At 69.2% G+C, this 14,725-nt stretch carries 13 protein-coding genes and 2 tRNA genes; 5 read left to right on the top strand and 10 right to left on the bottom strand.

All coding sequences use genetic code 11. From position 1 onward, the window contains the following. Positions 1-29: 29 nt before the first annotated feature. The 5 genes from clpX to OG488_RS12760 all read right to left on the bottom strand — a co-directional run bounded on the left by clpX (position 30) and on the right by OG488_RS12760 (position 4,765). Positions 30-1,328 carry an ATP-dependent Clp protease ATP-binding subunit ClpX gene (gene clpX, locus OG488_RS12740; protein WP_103516222.1) on the bottom strand — a complete coding sequence of 433 codons (1,299 nt, stop codon included), beginning with the start codon at positions 1,326-1,328 and terminating at the stop codon, positions 30-32. Positions 1,329-1,485: 157 nt separating this feature from the next. Then, complete coding sequence (locus tag OG488_RS12745) at positions 1,486-2,169, bottom strand: ATP-dependent Clp protease proteolytic subunit (RefSeq protein ID WP_329228840.1); 684 nt, start codon at positions 2,167-2,169, stop codon at positions 1,486-1,488. 67 nt (positions 2,170-2,236) lie between these two features. Then, a complete protein-coding gene (locus OG488_RS12750) occupies positions 2,237-2,842 on the bottom strand; it encodes an ATP-dependent Clp protease proteolytic subunit (protein WP_198959691.1) in 606 nt (201 codons plus the stop codon). Between the two features lie 298 nt (positions 2,843-3,140). Continuing rightward, the gene (gene tig, locus OG488_RS12755; protein ID WP_329228842.1) at positions 3,141-4,538 is read right to left on the bottom strand and encodes a trigger factor; all 1,398 of its coding nucleotides are present in this window, start codon (positions 4,536-4,538) and stop codon (positions 3,141-3,143) included. Between the two features lie 150 nt (positions 4,539-4,688). Further along, positions 4,689-4,765 (bottom strand) — tRNA-Pro (locus tag OG488_RS12760). Between the two features lie 179 nt (positions 4,766-4,944). Here OG488_RS12760 and OG488_RS12765 point away from each other — a divergent pair. Then, positions 4,945-5,018 (top strand) — tRNA-Gly (locus OG488_RS12765). Between the two features lie 189 nt (positions 5,019-5,207). Here the strand turns inward: OG488_RS12765 and OG488_RS12770 are convergent. Further along, on the bottom strand, positions 5,208-5,402 hold the full coding sequence (locus OG488_RS12770) for a hypothetical protein (protein ID WP_069172794.1): 195 nt from the start codon (positions 5,400-5,402) through the stop codon (positions 5,208-5,210). A 469-nt stretch (positions 5,403-5,871) separates the two neighbouring features. On the opposite strand from OG488_RS12770, the gene OG488_RS12775 reads away from it, so the two are divergent. Then, entirely contained in the window at positions 5,872-7,038 is a 1,167-nt protein-coding gene (locus OG488_RS12775) for an acyltransferase family protein (protein ID WP_329228844.1), read from the top strand. Between the two features lie 51 nt (positions 7,039-7,089). On the opposite strand, the gene OG488_RS12780 is transcribed toward OG488_RS12775, so the two are convergent. After that, a complete protein-coding gene (locus tag OG488_RS12780; RefSeq protein WP_329228845.1) occupies positions 7,090-7,590 on the bottom strand; it encodes an HD domain-containing protein in 501 nt (166 codons plus the stop codon). A 150-nt stretch (positions 7,591-7,740) separates the two neighbouring features. Between OG488_RS12780 and OG488_RS12785 the strand changes: the two genes are divergently transcribed. Beyond that, positions 7,741-8,919, top strand: coding sequence for a cation:proton antiporter (locus OG488_RS12785; RefSeq protein WP_329228847.1), 1,179 nt, complete (start codon positions 7,741-7,743; stop codon positions 8,917-8,919). 158 nt (positions 8,920-9,077) lie between these two features. Here OG488_RS12785 and OG488_RS12790 read toward each other — a convergent pair whose 3' ends face one another. Further along, positions 9,078-10,223 carry a PP2C family protein-serine/threonine phosphatase gene (locus OG488_RS12790; protein WP_329228848.1) on the bottom strand — a complete coding sequence of 382 codons (1,146 nt, stop codon included), beginning with the start codon at positions 10,221-10,223 and terminating at the stop codon, positions 9,078-9,080. Between the two features lie 105 nt (positions 10,224-10,328). Here OG488_RS12790 and OG488_RS12795 point away from each other — a divergent pair, with 105 nt between their 5' ends. Further along, positions 10,329-11,561 carry a GNAT family N-acetyltransferase gene (locus OG488_RS12795; protein WP_329228850.1) on the top strand — a complete coding sequence of 411 codons (1,233 nt, stop codon included), beginning with the start codon at positions 10,329-10,331 and terminating at the stop codon, positions 11,559-11,561. A 22-nt stretch (positions 11,562-11,583) separates the two neighbouring features. Here the strand turns inward: OG488_RS12795 and OG488_RS12800 are convergent, their stop codons facing one another. Together OG488_RS12800 and OG488_RS12805 are read right to left on the bottom strand one after the other, a co-directional pair. Continuing rightward, positions 11,584-12,405 (bottom strand): Fpg/Nei family DNA glycosylase, encoded by an 822-nt coding sequence (locus OG488_RS12800; protein WP_329228852.1) that lies wholly within the window; start codon positions 12,403-12,405, stop codon positions 11,584-11,586. 75 nt (positions 12,406-12,480) lie between these two features. Further along, the gene (locus OG488_RS12805; protein ID WP_329228854.1) at positions 12,481-12,969 is read right to left on the bottom strand and encodes a ribose-5-phosphate isomerase; all 489 of its coding nucleotides are present in this window, start codon (positions 12,967-12,969) and stop codon (positions 12,481-12,483) included. Between the two features lie 254 nt (positions 12,970-13,223). On the opposite strand from OG488_RS12805, the gene OG488_RS12810 reads away from it, so the two are divergent. After that, positions 13,224-14,669, top strand: a complete 1,446-nt coding sequence (locus OG488_RS12810) for an amino acid permease (RefSeq protein ID WP_329228855.1) — start codon at positions 13,224-13,226, stop codon at positions 14,667-14,669. Positions 14,670-14,725: the final 56 nt, after the last annotated feature.

Here is a 14,725-nt window from a genome sequence, read left to right on the forward strand (position 1 = left end):
CCTTCGCGTGTGCGTCGCTGTCGCCGCCGCTACGCGGACTTCTCGTGGCGGCCACCGTCGTTCTTGCCGATCGTGCGCGGTTCGCGCGGGACCAGCGTCGGGTTGACGTTGTTGCGGACGACGTCCGGGGTGATGACGACGCGGGCCACGTCCTTGCGGGACGGCACCTCGTACATCACCGACTGGAGGACCTCTTCCATGATGGCGCGCAGACCGCGCGCGCCCGTCTGGCGGAGGATCGCCTGGTCGGCGATGGCCTCCAGCGCCTCACGCTCGAAGTCCAGCTCCACACCGTCGAGTTCGAACAGGCGCTGGTACTGCTTCACCAGGGCGTTGCGCGGCTCGACCAGGATCTGGAGCAGCGCCTCGCGGTCCAGGTTGTGGACCGAGGTCAGGACGGGGAGACGGCCGATGAACTCGGGGATCATCCCGAACTTCACCAGGTCCTCCGGCATGACCTCCTGGAACTGGTCGCTCGCCTGGATCTCCAGCTTGGAGCGGATCGTGGCGCCGAAGCCGATGCCCTTGGCGCCGGCCCGCGACTCGATGATCTTCTCCAGGCCCGAGAAGGCGCCGCCCACGATGAACAGCACGTTCGTCGTGTCGATCTGGATGAACTCCTGGTGCGGGTGCTTCCGTCCGCCCTGCGGCGGCACGGAGGCGGTGGTGCCCTCCAGGATCTTCAGCAGGGCCTGCTGCACGCCCTCGCCCGAGACGTCACGCGTGATCGACGGGTTCTCGCTCTTGCGGGCGACCTTGTCGATCTCGTCGATGTAGATGATCCCGGTCTCGGCCTTCTTGACGTCGTAGTCCGCGGCCTGGATCAGCTTCAGCAGGATGTTCTCGACGTCCTCGCCGACGTAGCCGGCCTCCGTCAGCGCCGTCGCGTCCGCGATGGCGAACGGGACGTTGAGCATGCGGGCCAGTGTCTGCGCGAGGAGCGTCTTGCCGGAGCCCGTGGGGCCCAGCAGCAGGATGTTGGACTTGGCGAGCTCGATGGCGTCGTCGCGGTTCGCGCCGCCGCCGTTCTCCCCCGCCTGGACCCGCTTGTAGTGGTTGTACACAGCGACCGAGAGGGCCTTCTTCGCGGGCTCCTGCCCGACGACGTACCCCTCGAGGAACTCGTAGATCTCGCGCGGCTTGGGGAGCTCCTCCCACCGCACCTCGGAGGTCTCGGCGAGCTCCTCCTCGATGATCTCGTTGCAGAGATCGATGCACTCGTCGCAGATGTACACACCGGGTCCCGCGATGAGCTTCTTCACCTGCTTCTGGCTCTTTCCGCAGAACGAGCACTTGAGCAGGTCGCCGCCATCACCGATGCGTGCCACGAGGTGCTTCCCCTTCGCCTGGGAGCAGCCTGGTTCAGCGGCTCCTGGTGCCTCTATCCGACGGTACCTTGCCTGGCCCCCCGTTCGGGCCCCCCTTGGCACGGTTCACACGGCCGTGGCCGTGCGGAACGGAATGTGCCAAGGGGAAAGACCGACGTCAGACGGACGCGCCTGCGGTGGTCTTACGGGTGGAGACAATCTGGTCCACCAGACCGTACGCGAGTGCGTCGTCGGCGGTAAGGATCTTGTCGCGCTCGATGTCCTCGCTGATCTTCTCCAGCGGGGTGGTCGAGTGCTTGGCCAGCATCTGCTCGAGCTGGGTGCGCATCCGCAGGATCTCGTTGGCCGCGATCTCCAGGTCGGAGAGCTGCTCACGGCCGGTCTGCGAGGACGGCTGGTGGATCAGCACACGGGCGTGCGGGAGCGCCATGCGCTTGCCCGGGGTGCCCGCGGCGAGCAGGACGGCGGCGGCGGAGGCCGCCTGGCCCATGCAGACCGTCTGGATGTCCGGCTTCACGAACTGCATCGTGTCGTAGATCGCGGTGAGCGCGGTGAACGAGCCGCCGGGGCTGTTGATGTAGATCGAGATGTCACGGTCCGGGTCCATCGACTCCAGGCACAGCAGCTGCGCCATGACGTCGTTGGCCGAGGCGTCGTCGATCTGGACGCCGAGGAAGATCACGCGCTCCTCGAAGAGCTTCGCGTACGGGTCGTACTCGCGCACGCCCTGCGAGGTGCGCTCCACGAAGCGCGGGACGACGTAGCGGTTGTCCACCTGCGGGCCGGTGTAGAGGCCGCTCGCGGAGGCGCCGGAGAAGTTGTTCATGTGGGTCTTCACCATCCTGGTGGCAAATCTGAGGGCTGGGGGTCTCGGCGTACGAGAGGGTGCGGGGTGGTGCACGCCCGGATCAGGCGCCGGTGCCGCCGCCGCCCGGGATGCCCGACGCGACCGAGATGATCTCGTCGATGAGGCCGTACTCCTTGGCCTCCTCGGCGGTGTACCAGCGGTCGCGGTCGCCGTCGCGGATGATCGTCTCCACGGTCTGACCGGAGTGGTGGGCGGTGATCTCCGCCATCCGCGTCTTCGTACGGAGCAGGTACTGCGCCTGGATCTTGATGTCCGAGGCGGTACCGCCGATGCCGGCCGAACCCTGGTGCATGAGGATGTCGGTGTTCGGGAGCGCGAAGCGCTTGCCCGCCGTGCCACCGGTGAGCAGGAACTGGCCCATCGAGGCCGCCATGCCCATACCGATGGTGACCACGTCGTTCGGGATGTACTGCATGGTGTCGTAGACCGCCATGCCCGCCGTCACCGAGCCGCCGGGGCTGTTGATGTAGAGGTAGATGTCCTTGTCGGGTTCCGCGGCAAGGAGCAGAAGCTGTGCGGTGATCTTGTTGGCGATGTCATCGTCGACCTGCTGACCGAGGAAGATGATGCGCTCGCCGAGCAGTCGGCTGTAGACCTGGTCACCGAGGCCTCCACCGAGGGACGGCTCTCCGGCGGCGTAGGGCATCAGATTCGTCACGTATCCACCTGCTCGTCTCTGACGGCTCCGGCCGTCTCAGCGTCTTCGTACCGGGTGGGCCGGGACTACCCGACCCTTCCTCTTCATGGACCCTAACGCGCAGGTGGGACAACGCCATCCCGCTTCCCCAACTGTTCGCTGGGAGCGCAAGGTAAGCCAGTGGGCACAAGGGTTCCCGGGTGCGTCACCGGCCGCGGTCCCGGGCTCGGGCCGATACGACGGCGGGCCCCGGACGTGGTACGTCCGGGGCCCGCCGCGTGGATCGGGTCAGCGAGCGGAACGGGGCTCAGGCCTCGTTCTTCTCGTCCTTCTCCTCGGCCTTCTCGGTGCCCTCGGCGGCCTCGGCCGTCTCGGTGGCCTCCTCGGCGTCCTCATCGTCCTCGAGGTCGACGATCTCACCGTTGGTGTCGACGACCTTGGCGGCCTCGACGACGACGGCGAGCGCCTTGCCGCGGGCGACCTCGCCGACGAGCATCGGCACCTGGCCGCCTTCGACGACGGCCTGGGCGAACTGGTCGGGGCTCATGCCGGAGGACTGCGCGCGCCGCATGAGGTGCTCGGTGAGCTCCTCCTGGTTGACGTTCAGCTTCTCCTTGTTGACGAGCTCGTCAAGGATGAACTGGGTCTTGATGCCCTTGACGGCCTGCTCGGAGGTCTCGTTCTCGAACTCCTCCAGGGTCTTGCCCTGGATCTCGAGGTACTTCTCGAGGTCGAGACCCATCTGGCCGAGCTGGTGGTGCTCCAGGTTGTGCTTGCGGGTCTGGACCTCGTCCGCGAGAAGCTTCTCGGGGATCGGGACCTCGGCCAGCTTCAGCAGTTCCTCGAGGACGCGCTCCTGGGCCTGGGTGGCCTGGTCGTACTGCTTGCTGTTCTCGAGGCGCTTGCGGCTGTCCTCGCGAAGCTCGGCGAGCGTGTCGAACTCGCTCGCCATCTGCGCGAAGTCGTCGTCCAGCTCGGGCAGTTCGCGCGAGGCGACGGCGGTGACCTTGACGGTGACCTCCGCTTCCTTGCCCTCGGCGGAGCCGCCCTTCAGCTCGGAGGTGAAGGTGGCCTCGCCACCGGCCTCCAGGCCGGTCACGGCCTCGTCGATGCCTTCGAGGAGCTCGCCGGAACCGATGGTGTACGAGACACCCGCGGCCACGCCGTCCTCGAGGACCTCTCCGTCGACCTTGGCCTCCAGGTCGATCGTCACGACGTCGCCCTCGGCGGCGGCGCGCTCGACCGGGTTGGTCGACGCGAAGCGCTCGCGGAGCTGCTCCACGGCCTTCTCGACCTCTTCGTCGGTGACTTCGAGTGCGTCCACGGTGACCTCGATGCCGGAGTAGTCCGGAATCTCGATCTCGGGACGGACATCCACCTCGGCGGTGAAGGCCAGCAGTTCGCCGTCCTTGAGCTCGGTGATGTCAACCTCGGGCTGGCCCAGAACGTTGAGCTCACCCTCGTTGACAGCCTCGGTGTAGAACTTCGGAAGGGCGTCGTTGACGGCCTCCTCCAGCACAGCACCACGGCCGAACCGCTGGTCGATGACGCGGTTGGGGATCTTGCCCTTACGGAAGCCCTTCACCGTGACCTGCTGGTTGATCTTCTTGTACGCCGCGTCGAGGCTGTCCTTGAGCTCCTCGAAGGGCACCTCGATGCTGAGCCGAACCCGAGTCGGGTTCAGGGTCTCCACGGCGCTCTTCACGGTTCGGTCTCCTTGGTGGCTGACTTCTTGGGGTTCTGCTGGGCCGCCGAGAGGCGGCTTCGCGGATCGAGCCCGGTACATCAGACACACGGGCACGCAATTTGCATAGTAACGGCAAGGGGGAGGACTCCCACAATGCGATCTTGCTGGTGGTCGGGGTGGCCGGATTCGAACCGACGACCTTCCGCTCCCAAAGCGGACGCGCTACCAAGCTGCGCCACACCCCGTCGGTGCGACACGTAGGGTACATGCAGACGAGCGCTGCGTCGGCCGCTTTGCACAGGCGGTCACCGGCGGGTGTCACGGGGGCACGCCGATACGGGTGTGCGCGCACCTTCCCGGACCCGCTACGATGCTGTCCGTACCGAGTTCCACCGGGCCTTTCCGGACCGGTGTCGCGGTGCTCGCGGGCGTAGCTCAATGGTAGAGCCCTAGTCTTCCAAACTAGCTACGCGGGTTCGATTCCCGTCGCCCGCTCCAACAGCTCAGGGCCAGGTCGGAGGATTGTTCCTCCACCTGGCCCTGCTGCTTTCCCACGGGTCACCCGGCTGCCGGGAGCGCGACGGCGGGCCGGGGCGCTCGTCCGACCCGGCCCGCCCCGCGCTCGCACGGCGCATGGCGGAGCACCGATCGGCGATCGGCCGCCGGCCGGGTCCCTGGCGTGCGGCCTCAGAAGCTGATCTGGTTGATCGTGTCGGCTATCGAGTTCATGAATCTGTTGATCGACGGCGCCATGCCCGTCGAAGCCAGGAAGAAGCCGAAGAGCACGGCGACGACCGCCGGCCCGCCCTTGAGGGAGCCGCCGCGGATGAACACCACCAGGACGATCCCCAGCAGAAGCACCACAGACAGTGAAATGGCCACGACTGATCACACCCTTGGTCGGTCCGCCTTGCCGGCCCGGTGGTGTGCGGCCCAGCACGCCACCGTCGCGACCATCGTGCCACCAACTGCCCTGTGAATGCTGCCGGGTGAAGAAGGGACATGGCCGGATCGCGCCATCCTCGCGCCCCCGTGCGCCCCTGTGCGATCCGGCGCGGGCAGCGCCCTGCGCGGCGCCCGGGACAAGCTGTGCGCCCGCTGTGCACAGGGGAGTTCGGATATCCGTCGGTGTGATCGTTTCCATATCCCCACACTTCATTCACAGGGATTTGCCAGGAGTTCGTGCGACGAAATTCACTCTCACCAACCACCCGCCGATATGCCCTATTTAAGCGGGATGAATCATCACCTAACGGTCGGTTGTCGGTGGTTTCACCGACGAATACCCGGGAAGACGCGATATCTCTTCAGAGTTTTACGCCTACCGATCGACGGGTCTAAGGTGCATGAGATGTCCCAAGCTCCGAGCGAAATTCAGAGGGCCCCGATCACCCCGGAGAGCCGGGAGTCGGAGCCGAGACACGAGCAGACCCTGACGGCCACGGGGGCCCCTTCCCGCACCGCTGGGACCGCTCCGGCCGGCACCGCCGCACCCGCACCGGCCAAGCGCCGTGACGCGTACTTCGACAATGTGAAGTACCTCGCGATCGTGCTCGTCGCCGTGGCGCACGCGTGGGAGCCGGTGATGGACGGCAGCCGCACGGCCCGAGCGCTGTACATGGTCGTGTACTCGTTCCACATGCCGGCGTTCATCCTTGTCTCCGGGTACTTCTCCCGGTCGTTCGACATGAGCCCCGCCAAGGTCAAGCGACTCGTCACCGGCGTCGCGGTGCCCTATGTGCTCTTCGAGACCGCGTACTCGCTCTTCAAGCGGTACGCCGGCGGTGAGGGTGACGCCCCCATCACCCTGCTCGACCCGCTGTTCCTCACCTGGTTCCTGATCGCCCTGTTCATCTGGCGCGTCACCACACCGATCTGGCAGTCGCTGCGGCATCCGCTGCCGGTCGCGCTCGCCATCGCGGCGCTCGCCTCGGTGACGCCGGGCATCGGTGACGACCTCGATCTGCAGCGCGTCTGCCAGCTGCTGCCCTTCTTCGTGCTCGGCCTGCTGATGAAGCCCGAGCACTTCCAGATGATCCGGCGGCGCGAGGTGCGCCTGGCCGCCGTCCCGGTGTTCGCCGGAACCCTGCTCTTCGCCTACTGGGCCGCACCGCGCATGCAGCTCGGCTGGTTCTACCGGAGCAACAGCGCCCAGGAGATGGACTTCCCCTGGTGGGCGGGGGTCGTGATGACCCTGGCGATGTTCGGATGCGCCCTGGTCCTCACGGTCGCCTTCCTCTCCTGGGTGCCGCGCCGGCACATGTGGTTCACCGCGCTGGGAGCGGGGACGATCTGCGGCTACCTGCTGCACGGCTTCCTCGTGCGGGGTGCCGACTACTACGACCTGGTCGACCGGTACGAGTGGCTGACGGGCCCCGTGGGACTGGTCGTCGTCTCCCTCGTCGCGGCGGCCGCCGTGACCCTCCTCTGCACTCCCCCGGTCCGGCGTGTGATGCGCTTCGCCACCGAACCGGACATGAATTGGGCGTTCCGCAGCAGGAGCCCCGCCAAGCGCTGACCGTGGCTGTCCGGATCGGCCCCCCTTGCCGGGGCCGATCCCGTCGGCGCGTCAGCCCGTCACGGGGTTGGCTGGATCCCGCCGGTCCGTGGGCCTCACGCCCCCGTCGAGTCCCAACAGGCCGCGCACCTGCGCATACTTCTCGGTCAGCCGGGTACGGGTGGCCGGCTCCAGGACCGCCAGCCGGTCCGGGTCCGCGTTGTGCGCGAGATCCGACTCCTTGATCAGCAGCGCGCCGGGCGTGGCGAGAATCCGCCCGGTGTACGTGAAGAGGTCCTCGCCGTCCCGCTTGGTGACGGCGAGGACCATTTCTTTGGTCCGCCGGGGCAGCGGGGCCTCGTCCAGCCACTGCCGGGACACCGCACCGTCCTCGACCGCGTCGTGCAGCCAGGCGGCGGCGATCTGCTCCTCGTCGCCGCCCCGGATCCGTACGCCTTCGGCCACCGCGGCCAGATGCTCGGCGTACGGGCGCCCCGCCTTGTCGGTCTGCCCGCGATGGGCCTCGCGGGCGATCGATTCCACCTGGGCCAGGGTCAGATGCGGGGTCGGCATGGGCCGACTGTACGCCCGGCACCGCGTCCCTCCGACGGGTCCACACGTGCACTCCGGATCGTTCGGTAAACTAATTACTGACGATTCCTTGACGCACTCTTGACCGAACGAGGAGACAGGCTCATCGGACACGCAGACACGCTCATCGCCATGGGGGGCGCCTTCCTCGCCGCCGCCGTGCTCGCCCGCGTCGGCGGGCGCATCGGGCTGCCGACCATTCCCCTGTTCATCCTGGCCGGGATCCTGCTCGGCCCGCACACACCCGGGGTCGTCCTCCTCGACGATCCTCACGACCTGGAGATGCTCTCCGCGCTCGGCCTGGTGCTGCTGCTCTTCTACCTCGGCCTCGAGTTCCACCTGGACGACCTGAAGAAGGGCGGGCGCAAGATGGCGCTCGCCGGCGGCACCTATCTCGCCCTGAACGTCGGCGCCGGTCTCGGCTTCGGCTTCGCACTGGGCTGGGGCACCTCGGAAGCGCTGGTGCTGGCCGGTGTGCTCGGCATCTCGTCCTCGGCCATCGTCACGAAGGTCCTGGTCGACCTCGGCCGGATCGGCGATCCGGAGACCCGGCCGATCCTCGGCATCATCGTCGTCGAGGACGTCTTCCTCGCCCTCTACCTCGCCGCGCTGCAGCCGATCCTGTCCGGCGCGGACAGCCTCGGGGCGGCGGTGCTGGACGGCGGCAAGGCCTTCGGCTTCCTGCTGCTGCTCGCCCTGATGGCCCGGTTCGGCACGAAGCTCGTCGGCAAGCTGATGAACACGAAGGACGACGAGCTCCTCGTCATCTCCTTCCTCGGTGTCGCCGTCTTCGTGGCCGGGGTCTCGGAGTGGTTCGGGGTGGCCGACGCGATCGGCGCGTTCATGGTCGGCCTGATGCTGGGCAGCACCACCTCGGGCGCCCGCATCCTGAAGCTGGTGCACCCGCTGCGGGACGCGTTCGGCGCGATCTTCTTCTTCGCCTTCGGACTCTCCATCAACCCGGGCGACCTGCCCAGCGTGCTGTGGCCGGTGCTGGCCGCCGTCGCGGTGACCGTGGCGATGAACGTCTTCGCCGGGTTGGCCACGGCCAGGATCTACGCCTTCGGCCCGAAGGCGACGGCGAACATCTCCACCACCCTGCTGGCACGGGGTGAGTTCGCGCTGATCCTCGCCACGATGGCGGCGGGCGCGGGCCTGGACGAACGGCTCTCGCCGTTCATCGCCGGGTACGTGCTCCTGCTCGCGGTCCTGTCACCGCTGGCGGCCGGCCGCTCGCACTGGCTCGCCCGGATCCTGCCCGGGGGGCGTACGCAGGACCAGGAGGCCGGGAAAGAGGCGGTCCCGGTCTGAGTGCCGACGACCCGGGTGCGGGGCCGCGTCCACGCACCCGGGGATGAGGCACCTGGGGATGAGGCACCTGGGGACGAAGCACCCACGGATGACTTCACGTTCGGGTGACGAGCAGCGGTTGCATTGACGCCCGCACGGTTTACGCCACTTCGTACGGTTCAGGCACGCCGGGACAGCAGCAGCAGCGCACGGTCGTCGTTGACGTCCTTCGCGCAGGCCTCGATCAGATGCCAGGCGGCGCCTTCGAAGCTCGTCGCGACGTAGCGGTCGGCCTCGCCGGTCAGCCGGTCGATGCCGTCGGCGATGTCCCGGTCGGACGCCTCCACCAGGCCGTCCGTGAAGAGCATCAGGACGTCCCCGGGCTCCAGCGATCCCTTCACCGCGTCGAACTCCGCCCCGTCGTACACCCCCAGCAGCGGGCCCTCGGCGGCCATCTCCTCCCACAGGCCGTTTCCGGCGTGCAGTTGCAGGGCGGGCGGATGGCCGGCCGAGAGGAGTTCGTAGTCGCCGGACTCCAGGTCGAGGACGAGGTGGATCGACGTGGCGAATCCCTCGTCCCAGTCCTGGCGCAGCAGATAGCCGTTGGCGGCCGGCAGGAAGCCGTGCGGCGGCAGGGAGCCCAGGAGGCCGCCGAAGGCGCCGGACAGCAGGAGGGCCCGGGAGCCCGCGTCCATGCCCTTGCCGGAGACGTCGGTGAGCACCACTTCCAGGGTGCGTCCGCCGTTGGTGCGGGCGGCGACGACGAAGTCCCCGGAGAAGGACTGGCCTCCCGCCGGGCGGAGCGCCATCTCGCGGTGCCAGCCCTCGGGCAGCCGCGGCAGGGCGCTCTGGACCCGGATCCGCTCGCGCAGGTCGAAGAGCATCGTGCCGCCGCGCCGCCACGGCACCCCGACCCTGGCCCGGAACTGGGCCAGGACCAGCCCGAAGAAGCCGCAGGCCGCGACGACCAGGACGGTGCCCGGTGTGACCCGGGCGGGCCCGTCGGCGTAGGGGCCGAGGGCTACGGACTCCACGATCAGGGCGGCGGCCGCGGTCGCGTAGAGACTCAGCAGGCTGGCCGGCCGCAGCAGCAGACCGCCGGCGACGATCGGCAGGGCGAGGGCGGTCGGGGAACACCAGACGGGGTTGAGCAGGGTGACGCAGGTGATCACCGGAATGACGATCAGCAGACCGGCCAGGGCTATCCAGTCGGAACCGTCACCCCGGAAGTAGTCGACGCCGGACCTGCGCAGCGCGATGCGCGCCCGGTGCATCGATCTTCGCCACCGGGCGGGGTAGGTCTCTGCTCCTCTGCGACGGGCCATTGTTGGGGACCTTATCCATCCGACGGCCTCCGGTGCAGGGGGACCCGGTGACAATGTGTTCGAAACGGGTTCGCCAGGGCCTCGCGGCCCTGGTAAGCAGGGCTCATGACTACGGAACTGCGGGTGCTGTCGGCGGCGGAATGGGATGCCTGGTTCGGCTGTCTCGAGTTGGCGTTCGGTGGCGTTCCGTTCGCGCCCGAGAGCCGCGCGATGTACGCCGCCCTGGCCGAGCCGGAGCGCGCGATCGCCCACTGGGACGGCGCCGACTGCGTGGGGACGGCCGGGGCGTACAGCTTCCGGCTGACCTTGCCCGGCGGGGCCGCGGTGCCGGCCGCGGGAGTCACGGGGGTGAGCGTCTCCACGACCCATCGCAGGCAGGGGCTGCTGACGTCGATGATGCGGCGCCAGCTGGACGACGTCCGCTCCTGGGGCGAGCCGCTCGCGGTGCTGCTGGCCTCGGAGCCCGAGATCTACGGGCGGTTCGGCTACGGCGCCGCCACGGCCGAGATGAGCCTGAGGATCGACACCTCCCGGGTCCGCCTCGCGCTGCCCCCGGGCACGGACGGGGTGCGGGTGCGCCGGTCGTCCCCGGAGCAGGCGCTCGACGCCTGCGAGGCGGTGTACGGGCGGCTCGCGGCGGCCCGGCCCGGCACGCCCCTGCGCCGGCCCGGCTGGGAGCGGATGCCGGTGAACGACCCGGAGAGCAGGCGGCACGGCGGCTCCCCGCTGCAGTGCGTCCTCGCGGAGCGGGACGGCGAGGTGACGGGATACGTCACCTACCACCTCAGGCCCGCCTGGGACGATGCCGGACCGAAGGGCACGGTGGCGGTGCGGGACCTGGCGGCGCTGGATCCCGCGTCGTACGCGGCGCTGTGGCGCTTCCTCTTCGGGATCGATCTGACCTCGGCCGTCGAGTGTCACAACCGGCCGGCGGACGACGCCGTGCTCCGGCTGGTCTCCGACGTCCGGCGCTGCGAGGTGCGGCTGCGGGACGGGATGTACGTGCGGCTGGTCGAGGTGGGCGCGGCGCTGGAGGCGCGGGGCTACCGGGCTCCGGTGGACGTGGTGCTGGACGTGGAGGACGCCTTCTGCCCGTGGAACGAGGGGCGTTGGCGGCTGACCGCCGACGCGAAGGGTGCGGCCACGTGCCGGCGGACGGACGACGAGGCCGAACTGGCCCTGTCGGTGTCCTCGTTGGGATCCGCCTACCTCGGCGGGGTGTCGCTGACGGCGCTGGCCTCGGCGGGGCTGGTGCGGGAGCTGCGGGCGGGCGCGCTGTCCGAGGCCTCCCTGGCGTTCTCCACGGACGTGCAGCCGTGGTGCCCGCACGGGTTCTGACCCCGGGTGGTCCCCGGCCCGCCTACCGGCCCGGTACGGACGGCTGGCAGGCCGGGCACCAGAAGAGGTTGCGGGCCGCCAGGTCCGCCGTACGGATCTCGGTGCCGCAGATGTGGCACGCCTGCCTGGCCCGCCGGTAGACGTACACCTCGCCGCCGTGGTCGTCGACGCGCGGGGGCCGGCCCATCGCCCCGGGCAGGTGCTCGGGGCGGACCGTGTCGATGCGGTTGTTCCGCACCCCCTCGCGCATGAGCGCGCCGAGGTCGCTCCAGATCGCGTCCCACTCGCCCCGCGAGAGGTCCTTGCCCGGGCGGTACGGGTCGATCCCGTGCCGGAAGAGGACCTCCGCGCGGTAGACGTTGCCGACGCCCGCGACGACCTTCTGGTCCATCAGCAGGGCGGCGACGGTGACGCGGCTGCGGGAGATCCGCTGCCAGGCGCGCTCGCCGTCCTCGTCGCCGCGCAGCGGATCCGGACCGAGGCGGTCGTGTATCGCGCGCTTCTCGGGGCCGGTGATCAGGGCGCAGGTCGTGGGGCCGCGCAGGTCGGCGTGGTGGGCTGCGTTGAGCAGCCGCATCCGGACCGTGTCGGTGGGCGGCGGCGCGGGAACCGTCCCGAAGCCGAGCTTGCCGAAGAGGCCCAGGTGGATGTGGACCCAGACCTCGCCCTCGAAGCCCAGGAAGAGGTGTTTGCCGTGGGCGTCGACGCCGGTGAGGGTCCGGCCGTCCAGCAGGGCCGCGCTGTCGGAGAACTTCCCCTGGGGGCTGCTCACCCGCACCGGTCCGCCCGCGAACCGCTCGTGGTGGTCCGCGGCAAGGCGGTGGATCGTATGCCCCTCGGGCACGGCGGGTCTCCTGGTAACGCGCTCGTGCCGCCGGGAGTGGTCCCGGCGGCACGAGGGAGGCGGATGCGGGGCGGTTCAGCCCTGCTGCGGGTGGTGGGCCGGGATCGGGGGGAGCTCGCCGGTGTTCTCGTACGCCGTGAGCATGTCGATGCGCCGGGTGTGGCGCTCCTCACCCGAGTACGGGGTGTCGAGGAAGATCTCGACGAACCGGGTGGACTCCTCCACCGTGTGCATCCGGCCGCCGATGGCCACGACGTTGGCGTCGTTGTGCTCCCGGCCGAGCGCGGCGGTCTGCTCGCTCCAGGCGAGCGCGGCGCGGACGCCCTTGACCTTGTTCGCGGCGATCTGCTCGCCGTTGCCCGAGCCGCCGATGACGATGCCGAGGCTGCCCTTGTCCGCGGCCGTCCGTTCGGCGGCGCGGAGGCAGAACGGCGGATAGTCGTCCTGGGCGTCGTAGATGTGGGGACCGCAGTCGACGGCCTCGTGGCCGTGGGCGGTGAGCCACTCGACGAGGTGGTTCTTCAGTTCGAGGCCGGCATGGTCGGAGCCGAGGTACACGCGCATGGAGCGAAGTGTGGCACGGGCGGGGCGGGGTAACCGTCAGCGGGGTCGGGACCGGCCGGGCTTTTCCCGGGCCGCCGGGTCCGGGCGCGCGGTCTGTGCGCAATCCCACTCGGGCAACGATCCGGTCAAGGAACCGGAAGAGGGGGTTCCGCATCCAGCCCCGGCCGGGCTTGAATGCGTGGCCTTGCCTCCGCACCACCCCCCGCGCAGGCAACACCCGACACACGTGATCAGAAAACGTAAGGATTCGATCCATGACGTCGCAGACGACTCTGGCAGGGCCGGGCCAACAGCCCGGCGAGCCGGGTAAGCCTGACTCCCCGGACGGGCTCCAGGCCGGTCTCAAGAACCGTCACCTCTCGATGATCGCCATCGGCGGCGTGATCGGCGCGGGCCTCTTCGTCGGCTCCGGCGCCGGCATCGCCGCGGCGGGACCGGCCATCCTCCTGTCGTACGCGCTGGTCGGCGCGATGGTCGTCTTCGTCATGCGGATGCTCGGCGAGATGGCCGTCGCCCGGCCGAGCTCCGGCTCCTTCTCCGCCTACGCGGACCGGGCCCTGGGCCGCTGGGCCGGCTTCTCCATCGGCTGGCTGTACTGGTTCTTCTGGGTCGTGGTGCTCGCCGTCGAGGCCACGGCGGGGGCCAAGATCCTGGAGAGCTGGGTCCCCGGCGTCCCCCAGTGGGCCTGGGCCCTGATCGTCATGGTGGTGCTGACCGCAACCAACCTGGTCTCCGTCGGCTCGTACGGCGAGTTCGAGTTCTGGTTCGCCGGGATCAAGGTCGTGGCGATCGGCGCGTTCGTCATCGTCGGCCTGCTCGCCGTCTTCGGTGTGCTGCCGGGCTCGGACCACGCGGGATCGGGCCTCGCCCACCTCACGGACACCGGCGGGTTCTTCCCCGAAGGACCGGGCGCCATCCTCACGGGTGTGCTGATGGTCGTCTTCTCCTTCATGGGCAGCGAGATCGTGACGCTGGCGGCCGGTGAGTCCGAGAACCCGCAGCGGGCCGTCTCCAAGGCCACCAACAGCGTGATCTGGCGTATCGCGATCTTCTACCTGGGCTCGATCTTCGTGGTCCTCACCCTGCTGCCGTGGAACGACCCCTCGATCGTCGAGGACGGTTCGTACGTCGCCGCGCTGAACGTCATCGGCATCCCGCACGCCGGCCAGGTCATGGACGTCATCGTGCTGACCGCCGTGCTGTCCTGTCTGAACTCCGGCCTCTACACGGCCTCGCGCATGGCCTTCTCGCTCGGACAGCGGGGAGACGCGCCCAAGGCGTTCTCCAAGGTCAACAAGCGCGGTGTGCCGCAGACGGCGATCCTGTCGTCCGTCGTCTTCGGCTTCGTCGCCGTGTTCTTCAACTACCAGTGGCCCGACACCGTGTTCGCCTTCCTGCTGAACTCCTCCGGCGCGGTCGCCCTCTTCGTCTGGCTGGTCATCTGCTTCACCCAGCTCCGGATGCGCGGCATCATCCTGCGCGAGACGCCCGAGAAGCTGATCGTGAAGATGTGGCTCTTCCCGTACCTGACCTGGGCGACGATCGCGATGATCTCCTTCGTCCTCGTCTACATGCTGACCGACGACGCGGGACGCGAGCAGGTACTGCTCTCGCTGCTGGTCGCGGCCCTGGTCGTGGGCATCGCGCTGGTGCGCGACGCCCGCGGCCGGAAGGCGAAGGCGGCGGCGCCGGTCGAGTGACCGTCACCCATACCTGACGGCGGATGTCAGGTATACCCGGAAGGCTCTCCCTCGCC

Origin of the sequence: Streptomyces sp. NBC_01460 (genome assembly GCF_036227405.1) — a bacterium.
Taxonomy (GTDB): domain Bacteria; phylum Actinomycetota; class Actinomycetes; order Streptomycetales; family Streptomycetaceae; genus Streptomyces.

Excerpts from the sequence above, each read along its gene's own strand:
- OG488_RS12805 (WP_329228854.1), bottom strand. The coding sequence starts at position 12,969 with ATGCGCGTGTACCTCGGCTCCGACCATGCCGGCCTCGAACTGAAGAAC.
- OG488_RS12790 (WP_329228848.1), bottom strand. The coding sequence starts at position 10,223 with ATGGCCCGTCGCAGAGGAGCAGAGACCTACCCCGCCCGGTGGCGAAGA.
- OG488_RS12780 (WP_329228845.1), bottom strand. The coding sequence starts at position 7,590 with ATGCCGACCCCGCATCTGACCCTGGCCCAGGTGGAATCGATCGCCCGC.
- OG488_RS12750 (WP_198959691.1), bottom strand. The coding sequence starts at position 2,842 with ATGCCCTACGCCGCCGGAGAGCCGTCCCTCGGTGGAGGCCTCGGTGAC.
- OG488_RS12785 (WP_329228847.1), top strand. The coding sequence starts at position 7,741 with ATGGGGGGCGCCTTCCTCGCCGCCGCCGTGCTCGCCCGCGTCGGCGGG.
- OG488_RS12775 (WP_329228844.1), top strand. The coding sequence starts at position 5,872 with ATGTCCCAAGCTCCGAGCGAAATTCAGAGGGCCCCGATCACCCCGGAG.
- OG488_RS12810 (WP_329228855.1), top strand. The coding sequence starts at position 13,224 with ATGACGTCGCAGACGACTCTGGCAGGGCCGGGCCAACAGCCCGGCGAG.
- OG488_RS12745 (WP_329228840.1), bottom strand. The coding sequence starts at position 2,169 with ATGGTGAAGACCCACATGAACAACTTCTCCGGCGCCTCCGCGAGCGGC.
- OG488_RS12795 (WP_329228850.1), top strand. The coding sequence starts at position 10,329 with ATGACTACGGAACTGCGGGTGCTGTCGGCGGCGGAATGGGATGCCTGG.